This is a genomic window from Paenibacillus sp. FSL H8-0079, assembly GCF_037991315.1.
Taxonomy (GTDB): domain Bacteria; phylum Bacillota; class Bacilli; order Paenibacillales; family Paenibacillaceae; genus Paenibacillus.
In genome coordinates this window covers 2,665,003-2,680,196 of sequence record NZ_CP150300.1, presented here as the reverse complement: position 1 = coordinate 2,680,196, position 15,194 = coordinate 2,665,003, and the positions used below count along the sequence as shown (strand labels likewise).

The 15,194-nt window shown below is 45.9% G+C and carries 16 protein-coding genes and 1 pseudogene; 2 read left to right on the top strand and 15 right to left on the bottom strand.

The genetic code is table 11. The features are described from left to right. Positions 1-167: 167 nt before the first annotated feature. The 3 genes from MHI06_RS12275 to MHI06_RS12265 all read right to left on the bottom strand — a co-directional run bounded on the left by MHI06_RS12275 (position 168) and on the right by MHI06_RS12265 (position 4,265). Complete coding sequence (locus MHI06_RS12275; protein WP_340401625.1) at positions 168-1,199, bottom strand: LacI family DNA-binding transcriptional regulator; 1,032 nt, start codon at positions 1,197-1,199, stop codon at positions 168-170. Positions 1,200-1,429: 230 nt separating this feature from the next. Then, the gene (gene ltrA, locus MHI06_RS12270) at positions 1,430-2,722 is read right to left on the bottom strand and encodes a group II intron reverse transcriptase/maturase (protein WP_340399554.1); all 1,293 of its coding nucleotides are present in this window, start codon (positions 2,720-2,722) and stop codon (positions 1,430-1,432) included. A gap of 595 nt (positions 2,723-3,317) precedes the next feature. Further along, positions 3,318-4,265: a DMT family transporter gene (locus tag MHI06_RS12265; RefSeq protein ID WP_340401624.1), complete on the bottom strand. Its 948-nt coding sequence runs from the start codon at positions 4,263-4,265 to the stop codon at positions 3,318-3,320. 165 nt (positions 4,266-4,430) lie between these two features. Between MHI06_RS12265 and MHI06_RS12260 the strand changes: the two genes are divergently transcribed. Continuing rightward, positions 4,431-5,306: a LysR family transcriptional regulator gene (locus MHI06_RS12260; protein ID WP_340401623.1), complete on the top strand. Its 876-nt coding sequence runs from the start codon at positions 4,431-4,433 to the stop codon at positions 5,304-5,306. 41 nt (positions 5,307-5,347) lie between these two features. Here MHI06_RS12260 and MHI06_RS12255 read toward each other — a convergent pair whose 3' ends face one another. The 5 genes and pseudogenes from MHI06_RS12255 to MHI06_RS12235 form a co-directional block, all read right to left on the bottom strand. Further along, the gene (locus tag MHI06_RS12255; RefSeq protein ID WP_169482860.1) at positions 5,348-5,545 is read right to left on the bottom strand and encodes a hypothetical protein; all 198 of its coding nucleotides are present in this window, start codon (positions 5,543-5,545) and stop codon (positions 5,348-5,350) included. Positions 5,546-5,575: 30 nt separating this feature from the next. Beyond that, on the bottom strand, positions 5,576-6,058 hold the full coding sequence (locus tag MHI06_RS12250; protein WP_340401622.1) for a tetratricopeptide repeat protein: 483 nt from the start codon (positions 6,056-6,058) through the stop codon (positions 5,576-5,578). A 195-nt stretch (positions 6,059-6,253) separates the two neighbouring features. Beyond that, the gene (cyoE, locus tag MHI06_RS12245) at positions 6,254-7,111 is read right to left on the bottom strand and encodes a heme o synthase (RefSeq protein WP_062833972.1); all 858 of its coding nucleotides are present in this window, start codon (positions 7,109-7,111) and stop codon (positions 6,254-6,256) included. 158 nt (positions 7,112-7,269) lie between these two features. After that, entirely contained in the window at positions 7,270-7,836 is a 567-nt protein-coding gene (locus MHI06_RS12240) for a hypothetical protein (protein WP_169482863.1), read from the bottom strand. Positions 7,837-8,082: 246 nt separating this feature from the next. Further along, positions 8,083-8,390: pseudogene (locus MHI06_RS12235) on the bottom strand (DUF3243 domain-containing protein). A 242-nt stretch (positions 8,391-8,632) separates the two neighbouring features. Between MHI06_RS12235 and MHI06_RS12230 the strand changes: the two are divergent. Beyond that, positions 8,633-8,842: a hypothetical protein gene (locus MHI06_RS12230; RefSeq protein ID WP_340401621.1), complete on the top strand. Its 210-nt coding sequence runs from the start codon at positions 8,633-8,635 to the stop codon at positions 8,840-8,842. Between the two features lie 121 nt (positions 8,843-8,963). On the opposite strand, the gene MHI06_RS12225 is transcribed toward MHI06_RS12230, so the two are convergent. From MHI06_RS12225 to MHI06_RS12195, 7 genes are all read right to left on the bottom strand, one after another. Then, positions 8,964-9,881 carry an NAD(P)/FAD-dependent oxidoreductase gene (locus MHI06_RS12225; RefSeq protein ID WP_340401620.1) on the bottom strand — a complete coding sequence of 306 codons (918 nt, stop codon included), beginning with the start codon at positions 9,879-9,881 and terminating at the stop codon, positions 8,964-8,966. Positions 9,882-10,040: 159 nt separating this feature from the next. Further along, entirely contained in the window at positions 10,041-11,672 is a 1,632-nt protein-coding gene (locus tag MHI06_RS12220) for an S-layer homology domain-containing protein (protein ID WP_340401619.1), read from the bottom strand. Between the two features lie 215 nt (positions 11,673-11,887). After that, the gene (locus MHI06_RS12215) at positions 11,888-12,487 is read right to left on the bottom strand and encodes a nitroreductase family protein (protein WP_076330783.1); all 600 of its coding nucleotides are present in this window, start codon (positions 12,485-12,487) and stop codon (positions 11,888-11,890) included. A 149-nt stretch (positions 12,488-12,636) separates the two neighbouring features. Then, a complete protein-coding gene (locus MHI06_RS12210; RefSeq protein WP_340401618.1) occupies positions 12,637-12,891 on the bottom strand; it encodes a hypothetical protein in 255 nt (84 codons plus the stop codon). Positions 12,892-13,028: 137 nt separating this feature from the next. After that, on the bottom strand, positions 13,029-13,892 hold the full coding sequence (locus tag MHI06_RS12205) for an AraC family transcriptional regulator (RefSeq protein WP_340401617.1): 864 nt from the start codon (positions 13,890-13,892) through the stop codon (positions 13,029-13,031). A gap of 65 nt (positions 13,893-13,957) precedes the next feature. Next, complete coding sequence (locus tag MHI06_RS12200) at positions 13,958-14,506, bottom strand: glutathione peroxidase (protein ID WP_062833964.1); 549 nt, start codon at positions 14,504-14,506, stop codon at positions 13,958-13,960. Between the two features lie 109 nt (positions 14,507-14,615). Further along, positions 14,616-15,092 carry a GyrI-like domain-containing protein gene (locus tag MHI06_RS12195; RefSeq protein WP_340401616.1) on the bottom strand — a complete coding sequence of 159 codons (477 nt, stop codon included), beginning with the start codon at positions 15,090-15,092 and terminating at the stop codon, positions 14,616-14,618. Between the last annotated feature and the right edge of the window lie 102 nt (positions 15,093-15,194).

The window sequence follows — 15,194 nt, the reverse complement described above, 5'->3', positions numbered from 1 at the left end:
CAAAATTAACACAATATGCTTCTCGTAGTCAATCTGTTTTGTGATTTAATTTGTTAAATAATTTCTGCATAGCCAAAAGACATGAAGCTCTGACCTCTCCATGTCTCTCACCTGAGTTTATTTACCCGTATGTTCATTGTTAAAATGATCCATAAGTTCGTATCTTATTACTGTATACTGGCATTATATTCATCGCGAATAATTAATTCCGAATAGATCAGCTTGCGTTCATAAGGTTCATCCAGATGTTTGATCCGCCACAACAGCTGATCTACCGCTCTCGTGCCCAGATTCTCTTTGTTAATATGCACCGAAGCGAGAATGGGCTCATCCGTCTGCGTATTGTCAAACCCGGTTACGGCACAGCGTTCAGGCACCTGAATACCTCTACTTTGTAGTGCCTGAATAACAATGACAGCTGTATGGTCATTCGCACATACGATGACTTCCGGGATGTCCTCCAGCTTCATTTCAGCAATGGATTTCCGGATCTGCTCGTACTCTGCTCCGAGTAAGCCTGCTTGCTGCTCCCCCTCCAACTGCTTCTCTTCCAGCACCGTACGATATCCAAGCCAACGCTCTCGAAAGCTTGCAGCATCAGGCAGTTGCCCAGCAAACTGGAATCTTCTGTACCCTTTTCCAACGAGTATGAGAACAAGTTCTTTCATACACTTTATATTGTCCGTAAAAACCGAGTCTGCGTATATGGCGGGGTCTTCATGATCCACCATAACAAGCGGAATGCGCAACCTGTAAATCTCCAGCAATACTGATGTTGAAATGGTGCCCACGGTAATAACTCCGCTAATCGCTTCCGGATTAAGGACCGAGAACATCCGATCTGAAGAGGGTTCCGTCAGCGTTAAAATATCCATGCCCTTCTCATTCAGCCTCTCCGAAATGCCATCGAACACTGGTCCCCAGTACAAGGATGATCGATTCTGAGAACGAATGTTAGGAAACAAAATCAATATAGTGCCTTGTCGCTCCGCTACTGGCTTCATCTCGGCAGACGCCGGTGTCTCCCCCGGATAACGCTTCGGTTCGGTTCTGAAATACCCGAGCTGCCCCGCCGTTCTGACAATCATCTCGCGTGTATGCTCGCTCACACCAGGCTTGCCCGTCAGCGCACGAGAGACTGCGAATTTGGATACCCCCGCAGCATCTGCAATTTGCTGCATCGTTACTCTTTTGGCCATCCTACTCACCCGTTTTTCCTTATTTTCCATTCAGTTTAGCATAAAAAACAAAAATCAACAAAACAAGGTTATGTTATTCTGTTTTTGTTAGGTAGTCATTTATCTGTTACACAAGGTGTTCGACACTAGAGTAAAGGGCTGGATTCAAACCAGCCCCTCCTCATCAAACCGTACGTGAGGTTTTCCCTCATACGGCTTTCCGATGTTCGTCATTCATGGGCATGCAGAGATTACAATAGCGTTTTTAATCCATACATATTGGCAATATACTTGACTTCCGATCGTGAACTCATCCAACTCCTACGTTGTCTCTTCTTCGCGTACCACCGTGTTAATCGTTGCAGAATATACCAGTCCAACTTAGCTAATCTCTTTTGGCTGTAGCTCGTGTAGTAATAATTTCTCCATCCTTGAATCTTCGGATTGAGCCATTTCACATGCTCCGCGAACGATTTCGACCGCATACTCGGTGGAGCCAGTCTTTCTTTGACTACCCCTTGAATACGTTCCTCCGCCTTTTTCGTTAGCCACTGTTGCGTGGTGTGATATACCTTCCCTTGCGACGTTTCTGCTTTCGTTTTTCGGTGGTGCATTCCTAGGAAGTCGAATCCCTCGTCTCCTGTCCATAGACCTACAATGCGAGTTTTGATCGGGTGCAGGGTTAGCTCCAGACGTTCCATAATTTTGCCTATGAGTTCATACGCATGCTCGGCATCCTTTTTGGTTTTACAGATTACTACAAAGTCGTCTGCATACCTTGTCAGTTCTCCCAGACCTCTTCCATGTTTCTCCCATAGTCGGTCAAAATAGTTCAGATAGATATTCGCCAGAAGCGGTGATATCACACCACCTTGCGGTGTTCCTAAATCGGAGCGCCTTTCGTTTCCTTCTTCCATCACTCCCGCCTGAAGCCACTTCCGTATTAATTTCAGTATCCGCCTGTCGTTGATGCGCATCTGCACCAATTTCATAAGCTTCTCTTGATTAATGTTATCGAAGTAACCTTGGATATCGACGTCGATTACCCAATTCCCTTTGCGGTTGCAGGCTTTCCGAATTCGTTCCAGCGCTCCTTTTGCACTTCGTTTCGGGCGAAATCCGAAGGATACGTCCTCAAAATCCGCTTCAAAGATAGGTTCAATCACCAGTTTCGTTGCCATCTGTATGACACGGTCGCGCACGGTGGGTATGCCCAGCGGTCTTTGCTTCCCATCTTTCTTGGGAATATAGTGCCGCCGTACAGGCTGCGGATGGTAGGTGCCTTCTTTCAATGCTCGTTCACAGTCCTCGAGGAAGTTCATTTCTCCTTGTTCCTCCACATCCGCAAGCGTCATGGCATCTACACCTGCCGCTCCCTTGTTCGCTTTCACTCGTCTCCAGGCTTCGCACAAGACATCCCACCGGTAGACTTTGTCGTACAAGGCATGGAATTTACGCTTGCTGTTCTCCTTGGCCACATGGCCTAGCTTTTCTTGGAGTTTTTGAACTTTTTCCTTTGGTGTTGTTAGCCGGTTGGCATTCACTCACTCGTACCTCCTCCAAAAGCATAAACAAAGCAGGGCTCCTTCCCTCCCCAAGGTTATGTTGTCCTTGGGTTCTTCGGTACTATGAGCCCCTCGGACTCCCTTCCCACAGACGTTTCACTTCGTCTTTTGGACTTATAGAGCATCTCTTTACGGAATTCCTAAAAAAAAAAATCCGTGTGGGGGAGGGTCTCCCCAGTTCACTGCATCATCTTTCAAGCCATGCCGTTCCCTTTACGCCGGAGGGTTCTTCACTGTTGTCCCAAGTTCTGCACAGCTTCCTTGGCCTTCGTCCATTGTCACAAGACTCGGCTCCCTCTTTTCCCCTTCGCAGGGCCCTTTTGACGACGCGGCAGGATTCACTTGATGTTGCGGCCTGGATTGTCGCTCGCCCGGTCTCTGACCGGTACTTTTGTCGATGCGCTTTTACACACAGATCTCGCCATGTGCAAGCATCCTAGCTACAAAGGTGGCTTGGCCCCTCCTTTGATTGGACTTTCACCAACTAGATAATGCGTGCCTCTGGGCACGCTAACAAAAAAAGGCCCTCTCCTCACCTTCCATAGAAGATGACGAAAGGACCTTTGTCCCTTACTTATACGCCTGGTGCTCCCTGATCGCCGAGTTCCGACTGTAAAGCCGGACGTTTTCTGCGCCAGAAGATAGGCTGTGGAAGTTTGATCTCTGTGATCAGAACACCGACTAACATTAGCGTTGCTCCGACATATCCTTGCAACGTTAGCGACTCCCCTTGAAAGGTAAATGCAAAGGCTGCTGCAAACAGTGGTTCGAGTGAGAAGATCAGACTCGTTCTCGTGGGAGAAGCATGGCGCTGTGCAAGTGTCTGCAAAATATATCCCAATCCGCTACACAACACACCTAACCCGAGAATTGCTGCCCAAGATTCAGCCGTATCGGGCATACGTGGCGTTTCCAGCAAAAATGTAGCCGCAATTCCCCACACCGCCGCAACACCTAATTGCAGCGTTCCCAATGTTAACGGATCATGCTTCGGTGTGTACTTGCCAGCAATCATTATATAGATCGCATACACGAGTGCTGCAAGAATGCACAGAATATCTCCCGTGTGCAGACTTAGCTCATGTTGAAGCGTCAGCAACCCAAGCCCGGTAACTGCAACCAGGATACTGAGCGTCAAACGTTTGTCCGGCATACGACGATGCTGGATTGTCGTCAGGATGGGTACAAAAATAACGGCCAAACTTATCAGAAATCCCGCTTGGGATGTCGTTGTTCGTTGCACACCGTAGGTGATGAACACAAATGCAGCGAATAAAGCTGTTCCCATAATGGCGCCTGCCACAAGTGTTCTACGATCCATGTTAAACAACCGCCGATGAAAAAGAAGCCCTGCCGCAATAAAGGCAATTCCGAAACGAAATGCCACCAGATTTAATTCTTGCATGGACTCCAGGCCCGATTTCATAAACAGATAGGATGATCCCCATATGACCGTTGCGAGCAGCATCTGTATGTCCGCTCTTCTTGTTGCCTGACCTTGATTTACCTGTACACCATTCATCTTGCTTCAACCTTCATTCTATGTATTCTGATCTGTGAGATCGTGCGTCAAACTAACTCGCCTTGGCAAGTATAAACGATCTCTTTGCATTATAAAAATGAATATTTATAATGTATTATATGAAATAAACTCATGCATCTGAAATGGGAAGGAACGGAACCATTCATGTCACTGATCAAATACGAAATTTTGAATACCGTTGTCGAATATGGCAGTCTTACCAAAGCAGCAGAAGCGCTGAATATCACCCAATCCGCAGTCAGCCATGCCATCGCCAGTCTGGAGACAGAATGTGGTTTCTCCCTGCTCCATCGCGGCCGCTCCGGTGTACGGGTTACCGCTGAAGGCGAACGCATTCTGGGATACACACGTGAGATTCTGCGCTGGACGGAACTGATGAACCAGGAGATCTCCCTCATTCGCGGTGCCGAGATTGGTACCGTGCGTATCGGTACCTTCGCCAGTGTCTCCACACAGTGGCTGCCTGGTATTCTGAAACAATTTCGCCTGCGTCACCCAGGAATTGAGATTAAGCTGTGGGAAGGCGATTATGCTGAGATTGAGGGCTGGCTGGCTGGAGGCGCCATCGATCTCGGATTTCTGTCCCTCGGCGATTCATCGCCTTTTGAGACCATCCCATTGCAAAAAGACAGGATGATGTGTATCCTGCCTCTGAATCATCCTCTCGCCTCAGAGGAGTCTGTTTCATTTGATATTCTACTGGAGCAACCCTTCATTCTGCCTAAATGGGGGGGAGATAACGAGATTGAACGACTGATCCGGCAGCATGCAGCCAAGCTCAATGTCGTCTATGAAGTCGCAGAAGATCAAGCCATCATGGCGATGGTCCGTAATGGTCTGGGCATCAGTTTGCTGCCGGAAATGGTACTTCAAAATCATACCGATGCGCTCGCGCTCGTGCCACTCTCTGGAGATCCTTATCGTACGATTGGCATGGCCTGCCCATCTTTGGGTAATCTATCGCCAGCTACGCGGCGTTTCATTGAAGAGGTACAACAGTGGCTCGGCCAGACAATGTAAATTTGGAGAACTCACACCTCTGTCGTTAAGATCGATTTCTCCTATCCGTCACTCACAAATTGGATAACGCCGAGGGTCAATATCAGTACAAATATAACCGCAATCGTGATGCCAAAACCAATCAGGAAGCGCACGCCAGGTGAGCGTTTGTTCTGCTGGCTGCCTCCCAGGTTATCCAATTTCCGCTCAATTTGATCCAATCTTTCATTTACCTGTTTCAGATCTTGATTGGAGTTCATACATCCATCTCCCTTTTCTGTGTCTTCGATCTATTCCCACACCCGATCCAGCTGATCTGCGTAGAAACGTATCGCTCGGTTATAGTCGTTTATTCTCTTGTCACTTGATGTATCTGCGAGTTGCACGAGCAGTCGTTGCATCGCTTCTGCATGTTCACCCAGATTATAGAGCACCATGGCATAGAATACCTCAAATTCCCGGTACGCCGGGAATTCTTTCATCCCCTTTTCAAACCAATCCTTTGCCTGCTCATACTGTCCAAGCGTTCGATATGTGCTGCCCAGCCCGAGTATTGCGCCTGCTCTGTCCTCAGCAGAAAGCCCAAGACTTAGTGCCTTCTCATAATGCGGGACAGCCTCCCGCTCCAATCCAAGCGAATCATGTGCCCAAGCCAGCTGATACCAGACATTCGCATTCTCGGGTTCCTGCCCTGTAATCTCTTGCAATAGTTCAATCGCTTCCTGTACTTTACCTTCTTGTCTCCATTGCACGGCCTGTTCCAAATTACTCATGCTGTCACTTCCCATCTTGCATTATAATTCCCACATATATAATTCAATTGTTTTATTATACCAAAAAAGCACCCCAGAGAATATGTTTTAACAACCTAGGTTGTCCAAACGCTATTCCATCGTGTGCTTTTTCATTCGATGCAGCCAGCTAGCTTGAGGTGAAATCTCTCGCAAAACGATCTGTTCATCGTCTAATTATGACCATACCGTGTTCGCGACCATGACAATAAATACGAGCATGAGATAGTTCACCGAGATCAGAAAGTTCACTTTTGCCCATTTCTCATCATCCTGTGTCTTCAGTCCGCTAAGTGTATGCACGAACCAGATTAGCCCACCGATCAGGGATACAATCAGGAATACCAGACCAACATAGTCGTAGTAATACAACAGAAATACGGCAGGAAGCAGCAGGAAAACGTAAGGAATCATCTGAAGTTTGGTACGTTTTACCCCTTTTACGACAGGCAACAACGGAAAACCGGCAGCGCGATACTCCTCCACCCGGCGAATCCCCAATGACCAGAAGTGTGGTGGTTGCCACAGGAACAAAAGCGCGAACAGCAACCAGGCACCTGCATCAATTTCATTCGTTACAGCTGTATAACCGATGACAGGAGGCATCGCTCCCGCAATTCCACCCAGCGACGTGCTCCACGTTGAACTGCGTTTCAACCACATCGTGTAAATCACGATGTAAGCGAACCATCCGAGCAGGGCCATCCAACCTGATAACGGATTCACCAGGAGATACAGTACTGCTAGTCCCACAACACCAAGGATAATGCCATAACCAAGTACAAACCCTGGCTTCAGATGGTTAATGTAATCCATCCTTTTTTTGGTGCGCTCCATTTTTTGGTCCAATTCACGATCCCAATAATTGTTAATCACACAAGCTGAAGCAATAACCAAAGTTGATCCAATCACGACCATGAGCAGAGATAACCAGTTGATATCCCATTTTGAAGCTACCCAGAATCCTACCGCCACCGCAAACACATTCAGCCTTAGAAGTCCGGGTTTGGTTAATGCAATCATGTCTTTAAGCATGAGGCTCCTCCTGAACTATGTAAAAACGCCATTCCAATAATGATACATGTACCTACCATTAATTACAATCGCTTTCATGAATTTGTCATAACTAAAAAGCATCCCTCACCGTTCCAAAGAACCGGAGGAATGCTTGACTGATCAATTTCATCTCATTTTTATGGGATGTATTGTTGCACAATTTTAGTAACTTTTCCGTCCTGCACCGTCAGATGATACGGGAATACAGAGAGATCAAGGATACGGGTATTCTCATACAACGATTCGAACTTGGATAATGTCACAGGTTCATTCCACTGAATGTCTGCGCCCTGCATCGTACCATCCCGATCGTACAACTGCATCAATACTTCAGCATTGGCGCTAACTTCAACCTGTTCCTGCTCTTTGCTGTCATTAACAATATAGTAACCATCTGGAGCACCATCTATACCGGCTTCCGGGTTACGCTGTGCAAAAACCGCATCGGCTTCTTCACCTTGATACCAGCCAATCTTGTCCACTGTCATATACAACTTGCCATTCTCTTGGTGCAAACCTTCCACGTAGGCAGTAAACATCTCGGAGTTTGCAACCTGAGCTTCTTTCGCAGAAGGTTGTTGAGCGTCCGTACTACCTTGAGCATTCGCAGGGGTAAGCAAATATGTAGTCAGCACAATCATACCAAGTAAAGCAACAACTGCACCGATCATTCGTAGTTTCCATTGTTTTGTCGCGTTCTTCATAGGTAACATCTCTCCTTAATATGAACGTTACTATTCCTTAACCGGAAGTCTTTCTTCTCAAACGCTCATGTGAACTATCCATTCCAACGTTCTTTCTTTTCCTATCATACTTGGAACAGAGATTATAAAAGTATCAGCCAGATTAAAAATAGTTACAACGCGCGTCATCACTTCTGTCTATCGTCTTCGTAAACGGCAAAGAACCCTTGAAGGCATCGCCATTCAGGGGTTCTTTACTTGCTACTCTTAATGATTTGTTGTGGAGCTTTGCGCCAAACGAACGAGCATATGAGCCAGCATGTGACGTTCATCTTCCTTGCCGACATTCCACAGCTCCTGAAGCAGTTTTTCTTCACGATTACGAGGTTCTTCCCGATCTGCCAGATAATCTGCTACTTTCTCGGCGATTTTGGCCATCTGCTCCTCGCTTAGTCCAATGGATTCTCCCATCGCAATTCGCTTACCCAGGTATTCTTTGAATGCATCATTGCATTGTCCACCTTGTCAGTCGAAACTTGGCCATCTTTATGGATGACGTGATTTTGTTCATTCATCTGAATAACCTCCTTGAAAGTAGTCGTTCATTGGATTCATGCAACACGCGTAACATTAACCGGTTATCTATAATATAAACTGCTTGTCCAAGATTAATCAGTCCATTTCTATCCTGTAAACGTCCTGATCTTCGAGCATCACGTTTCAAATGAACTCCAGCGGTTAATCGTTTACATATACGTAATGGTGTTTGGTTATGTTAAGAAACACCTGTACATTACGGAACAAGGAGGGATTTCCCATGAGCGACAAAACCAAACATGAGAAAACAAATGATGAACTTGAACCAGGCGTGAACACGGTTATACACCCAGACAAGCAGAATCCCGGGCCAACCGATATGATTGAAGGTGTCGTTGGCGATATCGTGGACAACATTCGCAAAGATTTCTCACATGACTCTAAGGACGAGAAGTCTTCTTCCAAGTCAACGGATTCATCGAGTAAATAAGCGTGATTCTTTTCTACCTAGCAAAAGATAGCTCAAAAAGTCCTCCTGCCACATGCATGGCTTGGGAGGACTTTTTGGTAATGCAAAATTGAACAATCAACCTCATATCAGGAGGTGCATTTCAAAGTGAATCCTTTGTCATCTGCTGCAGCGCCTTATGAATCCAGATCGCGGCAATGGAACCTTCACCCATCGCAACCGTTGCTTGCTCTGCATGTAAACCCAGATCTCCGGCAATCCATACATTCGTCGCTGCCTGCAAGCTGCGTGGATCAGCTTCTACATGTTTATTATCTGCGATCACAGCTCCAAGCTGCTCTGCCAGTTCATAGTGTACACGATTGCCTCCAAATGCGATAAACCCTCGCTCCGACTCAAAAATCTGTCCATCTTCGGTCAGAACACCGGTGATATGGCCGTCCTCGATCTGCTGCACTTCCTGGACCGCCACTTCCAGATAGCGAACTCCTGCCTCTTTCATGCTGCGATGAAGCTCAGCAGATATGGGGGCCTGCTCATGATTGATATATAACAGATCATTCGTACGCTGAATTAAAATCATCGCCATATTGGCACCTGCTTCACCAGATCCCAACAGGACTGTACGTTGATCCTGAATCTCATAGCCATCGCAATCAGGGCAGACATAGACTGTACGCCCCAGCGTCGGAGTTAATCCCGGAATATCGGGAACTCTATCCGAGAGCCCTGTTGCCAGTAGTACGGTTTTGCTCCTATATTCAGATCCGGAAGTACCGAATAATTGAATCTTGTCACCCTGACGTCCCGCTTTTACGATACGGTCTTTCTCAAAAGATATGCCTGTCCGCTCTGCCTGAATCCTGCCTCGGGCACGGAGTTCTTCGCCAGACACCCCATCGGGGAAACCGAGAATATTATGATAAGTCCGACACAACGTCGATCTGCCCTCTCCCGCATCGATCACCAACACCTGATGGGCCGAATAACGCCCAAGCTGAATGGCTGCCTGAAGCCCTGCGAGCCCTCCACCTACGATTATGCAATCAACCTCTCGCATGCTCCTTCTCCTCCTGAACATATATTTTGTCCTTCTATACATTAAACCGTTCAGTCAAACTTAACGCGTCCTCTTATTGCTTATCTTATACCAAAATAAACAGACCCAAACCATCCGCCCGAATCACGGTGAGTTTGGGCCTATAAGATTTATGATTGCTTAAAAATTATAAGATTCAAATCGCGATGCATTCGATATAGCATTCCATACATCGGCTGTTTCGCCGCCCATATACCAGTATGCCAGTCCAGCAATTTGCCGTTGCTCACTCATCAACACTTTGGCAGATAACGAACGACTATCCTCTGCCCATATATATCTTGGCATACCGTTACTGTTGTACCCGATAATATATTGAACCAGACTTGCATCCCATCGTCTTACAGATCCCGTGGTATGCGCACGTGTTCCCTGTTCTGCCAGTGTAATGTCCCAAGAACTAGCTGCCGGATTCACTGAAGACCAGTCCCGTGTATATAGCGGAAGAGCCAAAATTGTTTTGGCACGTACCACCTCGGAGAGCATGGTATCCAATGCTTTTTCCAACCATGGAAGAGACGCCACTGATCCTGCTTTCGGATCACCGTTCCAGTGTTCCTCGTATCCCATCAGCACCATGTAATCCGATACAGCACCCAGTTTGGCATAATCAAATGCATCCGTCCAATCTGTACCAAGGTCTGGTGATACATCCACAGACACTACTGCACCCAGTGCGTGCAACGTAGCCGTCAAGGAAGTGACAAATGCGGTTAACCCTTCACGATCCGCAGGATCGACATTCTCGAAGTCCACATTAATCCCGTCCAGCTTATAGGTTTTGACAAAGGCGGCTACCTGTGAGATCACCGCAGCTCGGTTGACCGAACTGGATAACATCTGATGGGTAAGTGCCGAATCCGAACGATTACCAAGCAATGGCCATAGCTGCCTGTCAGTAGCGGATGCCCAGGAGATCAGTGTCGGGTCGGCGTGATCTGTTACTTTCATACTGCTGTTCAGGAAAAACCAGCGTGGGACGAGCGTATTGACCTCAGAGTGTTCCACTTGCTTCTTGAATTCGGCTGTAGTGGAGTTATATTGCCACCCCAGCTGAACGCCGAGCTCATCCCCACGTTGTAACTGTTCAGACCATGTTTTCTTTTGTAAAATGGCATCGAGCATAACGGCTGCTTCTTCGCGTGTTACCTGGTCATGTGGTCGGAACACGCCTTCGCTTCCCCGCATTAGTCCAAGTTGATATACCGTCTGCACATAAGGGCGTGCCCAGTCTGAGATATCAGCTGCATCGTAATACGTTGAAGATAAGAGTGATGTCTCTACGGGTTGCTGTTTTAACATCCGAACTAGCAGGGCTGCCGCTTCTTCGCGCGTAATGGAAGCGTTAGGCTGGAACGTTCCCTGACCCTTGCCCTCCAGAATAAAAAGATTCGTCATGGCGGCAACGTTGCCGTAATACCAAGCATTCATGCTTATATCCTGATAAGGATTAATGTTATTTTTAACGGGCTTCAAACCTAGCAATCTCACCGCAAATGTCGCAAATTCTGCACGAGTAACGGCTTTCTTCGGTTCAAACGTAGTCTCTGAAGTACCGGCAGCAATGCCTTTGTCCACCAAATGTGTAATGGCATCCTTGGCATAACTGGTACGCGTATCCTGAAACTGTTTCTGGACTGTTGCAGCTTGAACAATATTGCTATATCCAGCCACCGATCCAAGTACTAATATCCCGCATAAGGCCATTTTCCATAGACGTTGGTTCGTTATGTCTTTTAATCTATTATTCACATTAAAAAGCCTCCCTTCATTGAATTACGATCAAGTATCATCGTATCAAATTGAAGCGAGGCCGTATGTGGTTAAATGTTGGGAAATGCGAAGCTTACTTGAATCAATTTCATAACTCATTAAAATGAATTTATGTAACTAGATATAGACAAATTGAAACGTTTTGATCTATATCTAGCCTTGATTGAAGCAGCTAAAGGTATTATGAAATTGATTTATTTGTGTACTTTTACGCGCTCTTCGATCGGTTGGAACTCTTTCTCGCCTGGTGCTGCCGTTGGTTTACCAAATGGCATCTGAGCAATCAATCTCCAGTTCTCAGGAATGTTCCATTCTTGCTTCACTTTCTCGTCAATCAGCGGATTGTAGTGCTGCAAAGATGCACCCAGACCTTCTTGTTCCAGAGCAGTCCAGATTACCAGTTGCAACATACCGTTGGATTGGTTAGCCCAGATCGGGAAGTTATCTGCATAAGCTGCAAAATTCTGTTGAAGCTGTGCGATCACATTGTTGTCTTCGAAGAAGAGAACCGTACCATATCCACTGCGGAATCCGGTCATTTTCTCAGCTGTGGATTTGAAGGCTTCTTCATTACCTACCACTTCACGCAAAATTTCTTCTGTGTGATTCCACAATTTATCATGCTGTTCACCGAGCAATACAACGGCACGGGATGTTTGTGAGTTGAAGGAAGTTGGTGTATATTTCACCGCTTCTTCTACGATTTCCTGGATTTTGGCATCCGAAATTGTAGATTCCTTGCTGATTCCATAATAAGATCTTCTGTTTTTTAACGCATCAAAAAAAGTAGTCATTCTTATTCGCCTCCCAAAATGGTGTTTTTCATTGCCAACATAGTAACTATAATATAGTAACATACATTAGTCAACAAACTAATTTATTTTCACTAAATATACATTCACCGAAAACACTTCAACCTCTTTGCTCAAAAAAGCAATTGTAATTACCCTTCGCTCGCCTTTTTGCGGTAATCTGCCCGGTATTTCTCTTCGGTAGACGAGTTGCTTTTCGTCTGATCTTTATTCTTCTCTTCCTGAGCCTCCATATTCAGATCTTCCATCGGAATTGGATCTACAGTCTGTTCTTCTTCATGTCGGTCAAGCAAACTGTCGTGCTCCGTTTTGTATTGTTCGGGATTGTCATGGGATCGTTCCTGACGGGTATCGCTGTTATTCTGATCCGGTGTGCGCTCTTTCATTCATGATCGCCTCCTCTGGTTTCATTACCCTTTCTTTACCTGTTCTGCCTGTCCTCTAAACAAGGTGATATGCATTTCCTGAAAGAAAATCATCAAAAAAAGCCAACCAGACAAGCTGGTCAGCTCACAGAAGGCTTCTATGTTTGACGATGCAATTGGGAACGATACAGATCAGGCGAACATCCCACACTTTGTTTGAACATCCGGCTAAAATGTGAAAGGCGTTTAAAACCGGACAATCGACTTGCTTCTGTCACGGTGATTTCCGGCTGGAACTGAAACAACAGCTTCGCCTGATTGATGCGACGGTCATACAGGTATTTGAATATCGTCAGCCCTGTCATTTCCTTGAACATGCCTGCCAGATATGGCTTTGACAGATGCAATTCCAGTGCCAAATCATCCAGACCAATATCCTTCATATAGTGCGTATCCACATAACGGATAATGTGCTGCACATGCCGCTCCCTCTCCGATGAAGGAAGGTGTTCTTCTACATCTCCCTGGCAGATCTCTGCTATAAAATACAACAGATCACACAGCCGCACATTCATGCGCTCTTGCCTGAAATTGCTCTGACTTTGAGACAAACGATGAAGATCATGCAACAGTGCTTCGAATTCAGAGCGGGTCTCTCCCGTCAGATTGACTCGGCAATTTCTGAGTTCTTCAAATGGCTTGAGCACCTCAACCATGCGGTCCGGATGCAGGCTGCTGCGCATGGCAGACGGATCAAAATGCAGTGTGCTTCGCTCATAAGCACTGCCTGGTTTCGGATGCGGTCGATGAAGAGTCAAGCCATGCATCAGCACCAGATCACCCGGCTCCAGATTGTATACCCGGTCTCCTATGATATAGGTACATTCTCCAGCATGAAAATAATAAATTTCATAGTGTGGATGTGAATGGAATCCATCTGACTTCCCTGGGTTAAACATACTGGTGGAACGGTAGCTATACTCTAGTGGAGCACTAAATTGCATCATACTCGGCACATTCATGCACCTCCTGTTCGGGAGAGGGAAATGACTCCAGTCATGCCCCTATAGGATATATGAAAGTGAAATTATAGAAGCTGTTTAATACTTTCTTGAATCTCGTCGATGGAGTCGATCGGTTCAAAGCGTCTGACCACACGACCCTCTGCATCAATCAGGAATTTCGTGAAATTCCATTTGATTGCATCTCCATGTAACCATTCTGGTGCTTTATCGGCCACCATTAATTTCAATAATTTGGCCTGTATATCTGTTTCATCAAAGCCAGCAAAAGGCCCTGATCTTTTCAAAAAGTCGTAGAGCGGGTGCGCCGCTTCTCCATTCACATCCAGTTTGGAGAACATCGGAAATTTCACACCATAGTTAATCTGGCAGAACGATTCCGCTTCCGAACTGCTTCCAGGCTCTTGCTCTGCAAACTGGTTACACGGGAAACCAATAATCTGAAGCCCTTGATCCTTATACTGGTCATACAGCTTCTGCATGTCATCGAACTGGTGCGTATATTTACATTTGCTTGCCGTGTTTACGATGAGCACAGGTTTTCCTTCATATTGATAGAGCGGGAAACGCTCTCCACTGGTTCTGGTTACGGTAAAGTCATAGATGGTTGGCATAAGTCTAGTGCACCTCGCGATAGTTATGTAGTCATATGGAATCGTATATCATTGATAATTATATACGAAATTTGAACTATTGTAATGCGGAAAGATACAGCTATAACGATTATTGCAAAGCTACATATATATCAATCTCATTGCTGGTACTTTCCGGTTGATAACGCTCATCCCATATTTCAAAATCATAATCTTTGGGTTTATGTCCGTTCTCACAGATCCACTGTCCATAGACATAGTCGTATGTATCACCAATCTCTGACTCAATCCCTTGATGTGTGCACGTCACATACTGGCTGTCAGGGACCTCATGACTTATCATCTCTAATGGGACATTCTCTGAACCAGTTACTTCATATCCTATTAGATGTGTGAACTTATCAGTCTTTGCGTTAAAATCCTCATTCATCGGGTATATCTGCATCAACATGACGTTGTCATTTTTTCGATGTTGAATTTCATTTTTTCTCTCAACAAGCTTATGATAGTGGCTCTTGCCCAGACCCGATTCGAACTCTTCTATAGTCGCTTCGATTGAGTATCCTACAATGTGAAAAGCAGGCAAAGTGATGACTTTCATTTCCATAAGAATCTCCTCCAATTGATAAACTCAGATCTTAGATTAATTCTCCCTTTCAATAGAAAACCCTTCTGCCGCGAAAATCTCTTCGTTCAGCAAAAGGGTTAT